Below are 3,692 nucleotides of genomic sequence, written 5' to 3'. Positions count from 1 at the left end.
TCGCTGTTCACCGGCCGCTACCCGCACAGCAACGGGCTGGTCGGGCTGGCCCATCACGGCTGGGAGTACCGCTCGGGCGTGCGGACACTACCGCAGATTCTCGCCGAATCAGGCTGGTACTCCGCGCTTTTCGGAATGCAGCACGAAACGTCGTATCCGAGCCGGTTGGGATTCGACGAGTTTGACGTGTCGAACTCCTACTGCGAGTACGTGATCGACAAGGCGCGGGCCTGGCTACGCGACCACGACGGCAGCCGCCCATTCCTGTTGACGACCGGGTTCTTCGAGACACACCGGCCCTACCCGCATGACCGCTATGAACCGGCCGACGCCACCGCTGTCAAGCTGCCGGACTACTTGCCCGACACCCCGGAGGTGCGTCAGGATCTGGCGGATTTTTATGGGTCCATCGCCACCGCCGACGCCGCCGTCGGCCAGCTGCTGGATACGCTCGCCGACACCGGGCTGGACGCCAACACGTGGGTGGTGTTTTTCACCGATCACGGCCCGGCCTTCCCGCGCGCGAAATCCACGCTCTACGACGCCGGCACCGGCATCGCGATGATCATCCGACCGCCCACCCGGCTGGCGATAGCACCGCGGGTCTACGACGAACTGTTCAGCGGCGTCGACTTGGTGCCCACACTGCTTGAGCTGCTAGGCGTCCATCCGCCGACCGACGTGGAAGGCGTGTCGCACGCGCAAAACATTCTCGCCACCGACCCGTCCGCGGCGCCGGCACGCGATCACGTGTACACCATGAAGACCTATCACGACTCGTTCGACCCCATTCGCGCAATCCGCACAAAGGATTACAGCTACATCGAGAACTACGCACGCCGACCGCTACTGGACCTGCCGTGGGATATCCAAGAGAGCCCGTCCGGGCAGGTGGTCGCACCGCTGGTAACGACGTCACGACCTGAGCGCGAACTTTACGATCTGCGAACCGATCCCGCTGAGACAAAGAACCTGCTCATTGACGCCAACCCCGATGGCGCACAGGCGGTCGCGGCGGATTTAGCTGTGCGCCTTAATGATTGGCGGCAACAGACGGGCGACGTTATCCCGTCGGAGTTTGCCGGAACCCGGATTTCGGAACGCTACACCGAAACCTATATACAGATCCATCACAGGGCACCGACCAGCCGCTCTGCGATCGCCGCGGACCGCGGTATCGAGGAAGAGGTCAAGCACGCCGAGCACTAGTCGCTCAAGGCCGCAGCACGACGCGGATGCAGCCGTCTTCCTTGTTCTTGAACATGTCGTAGGCGCGGACGCCGTCTTCGAGCGGCAAGTCGTGGGTGATCAGCACCGACGGGTCCAGATCGCCCTGCCGCACATAGTCGAAGAACTGCCGGATGTAGCGATGCCCGTGCTGCTGCGCAGTTTTCACTGTGAGCCCTTTGTTGGTGACGACTCCCATCGGGAACTTGTCGGTCAGCCCATAGACACCCAGTACGGCGACGATGCCGCCCTTGCGGCAGGCCAAGATCGCTTGGCGAAGCGCGGTGGCCCGGTCGGTTTGCAGACGCAGCAGTTGCTTGGTGCGATCGTAAAGCTGCTGCAGCCCGCTGCCGTGGCCTTCCATGCCGACAGCCTCGATACAGGCATCGGGACCCCGTCCGCCGGTAGCTTCCCGCAATGTTTCCTGCACGCTGCCCACGGCGGTGTAGTCGATCGTTTCGGCACCGAGCTTCTGGGCTAGAGAAAGCCTTTCAGGTATGCGGTCGATGACGATCACTCGTTCGGCGCCCGACAACAACGCGCTGCGTGCGGCCATCAACCCGACACCGCCTGCCCCCCACACCACCACGGTGTCGCCGGAGTCGATCTGGCAGAAGTCCGCGCCCATGTATCCGGTGGGCACCGCGTCGGACATGAAAAGCGCCTGCTCGTCGGTGACGCCGTCGGGGATGGCGAAGCAGTTGGCGTCGCCGAACGGCACCCGGATGTACTCGGCGTGCGAGCCCTGGTAGCCCCCGAACGGATGGGTGTAGCCGTAGATTCCGCCGGTCGGGAAGCCCAGAATCGGCTGTTGCAGTTCGGCATTGGGGTTGGTGGTTTCGCACAGCGAGGTGAGGTCGTGTTGGCAATACCAGCAGCGGTTGCAGGCGATGAACGACGGCACCACGACGCGGTCCCCGATCCGGGTGTCGGTCACCTCGCGGCCCACTTCGACCACGTCGCCCATGAACTCGTGGCCGAAGACGTCTCCGGCTCTCATGCCGGGCAGGTATCCGTCGATGAAATGCAGATCCGAGCCGCACGTGGTGGTGAGCCGGACCTTGACGATGACGTCATGCGGGTTCAACAGCATTGGATCGTCGACGGTTTCGACCGATAGCTCGTTGATTCCGTTCCAGCACAGCGCTCGCATCGCGATGTTCCTCCGGTCGTCAGCGGGCCGATTCGCGCGCGCTGGGGTTGTGGCTGATGGTCGGTATTTCGCCGGTCTGCAGCAGCGCCCGGGCACGGTACAACGCCTTGTAGGCCAGCGCGCCGGACACCAGCCGCGGAGCGGGGCTTTTGATGCGTAGCGTGACTTCGGTGCCCCGCCCGCGCGGCGCTTCGCTGAAATCCAGGATGATTTCGCTGGCTACGCCGTTGTTTCGGCCGGCGTCGACGAAGCGCAACCGCCGGTCTTCGCTGACCATCACGGATTCCCAGCTGACACCGTTCAGCGGTCCTTTCCGGATCACCCAGCGCAGCCGGTCGTCGGCGTCGGTTTTGTGAACGTCGGCCACCTCACCGAGCACCTGCGACAGTTGCTCGGCGTCTTGGAAGAATCGGCGGACTTCTTGCTGCGGGCAACTGATCGTGATCGATTGGGACTGCTCGTTGCGGGCCATGCGGTCGACAACCGTGCCGACTGCGTGCCGCAGTTGTTCCTTCGCGGTGTCCAGGGCAGCGTCGAAGTATCCCACCGGTGGTCTCCCTATCGCATCAACCGAGCCATACCCGATGGCCTGCTCACCAAACACCGCCGGCGTGTCGGGCATTACGCTCACGTCGTGTCCACCACCCCGAAGTCGTACCTGGTGCTGGCTTCCCAGCGCAGCGGCAGCACACTGCTGGTCGAGTCGCTGCGCGCGACCGGAAGTGCCGGCGAGCCCCAGGAGTTCTTCCAGTACCTGCCCAGCACCGGCATGGCGCCGCAGCCGCGGGAATGGTTCGCCGACGTCGACGACGAATCGATCTTGCGGCTGCTGGACCCGCTCGAGCCCGGCACACCGGACACCGCAACCCCGGTTGCCTGGCGCGAGCACATCCGCAGCTCAGGCCGCACCCCCAACGGGGTGTGGGGCGGCAAGCTGATGTGGAACCAAACCCCGCTGCTGCTAGAGCGGGCCGCAGGCCTGCCGGACCGCTCTGGGGAAGGATTGCGCTCGGCCATCCGCGACGTGATTGGCAGTGAACCGGTTTTCATCCACGTCTACCGGCCCGATGTGGTGTCGCAGGCGGTGTCGTTCTGGAGGGCGGTGCAGACCCAGGTGTGGCGAGGCCGCCCTGACCCAGATCGAGACAAGCGGGCCGAATATCACGCCGGCGCCATCGCCCACATCGTCACGATGCTGCGCCACCAGGAGAAGGGCTGGCGCAATTGGTTCGCCGAGGAGAACATCAACCCCATCGATGTGTCGTATCCGGTGCTGTGGCGCAATCTCACCACCATCGTGGGCGATGTCCTG

At 64.4% G+C, this 3,692-nt stretch carries 4 protein-coding genes; 2 read left to right on the top strand and 2 right to left on the bottom strand.

Features of this window, described 5'->3' with window-relative positions; translation table 11 throughout:
• On the top strand, positions 1-1,209 hold a 1,209-nt coding region (locus VFA16_RS07950; protein WP_324967291.1), incomplete at its 5' end, for a sulfatase.
• A 4-nt stretch (positions 1,210-1,213) separates the two neighbouring features.
• On the opposite strand, the gene VFA16_RS07945 is transcribed toward VFA16_RS07950, so the two are convergent.
• Together VFA16_RS07945 and VFA16_RS07940 are read right to left on the bottom strand one after the other, a co-directional pair.
• Positions 1,214-2,380, bottom strand: a complete 1,167-nt coding sequence (locus VFA16_RS07945; RefSeq protein ID WP_324967290.1) for a zinc-dependent alcohol dehydrogenase — start codon at positions 2,378-2,380, stop codon at positions 1,214-1,216.
• Positions 2,381-2,399: 19 nt separating this feature from the next.
• Positions 2,400-3,002 (bottom strand): SRPBCC family protein, encoded by a 603-nt coding sequence (locus tag VFA16_RS07940; RefSeq protein WP_324967292.1) that lies wholly within the window; start codon positions 3,000-3,002, stop codon positions 2,400-2,402.
• Positions 3,003-3,014: 12 nt separating this feature from the next.
• On the opposite strand from VFA16_RS07940, the gene VFA16_RS07935 reads away from it, so the two are divergent.
• Positions 3,015-3,692 (top strand): Stf0 family sulfotransferase (locus VFA16_RS07935; RefSeq protein ID WP_324967289.1); only part of this gene is annotated, 678 nt, incomplete at its 3' end.

Origin of the sequence: Mycobacterium sp. (assembly GCF_035653355.1) — a bacterium.
Classification (GTDB): Bacteria; Actinomycetota; Actinomycetes; order Mycobacteriales; family Mycobacteriaceae; genus Mycobacterium.
Note: the sequence above shows the minus strand (reverse complement) of the source record. Positions and strands in the feature narration are given on the sequence as shown.

Bases quoted from the DNA above. Each gene is read 5' to 3' on its own strand.
- VFA16_RS07945 (WP_324967290.1), bottom strand. From the start codon at position 2,380: ATGCGAGCGCTGTGCTGGAACGGAATCAACGAGCTATCGGTCGAAACC.
- VFA16_RS07940 (WP_324967292.1), bottom strand. From the start codon at position 3,002: ATGCCCGACACGCCGGCGGTGTTTGGTGAGCAGGCCATCGGGTATGGC.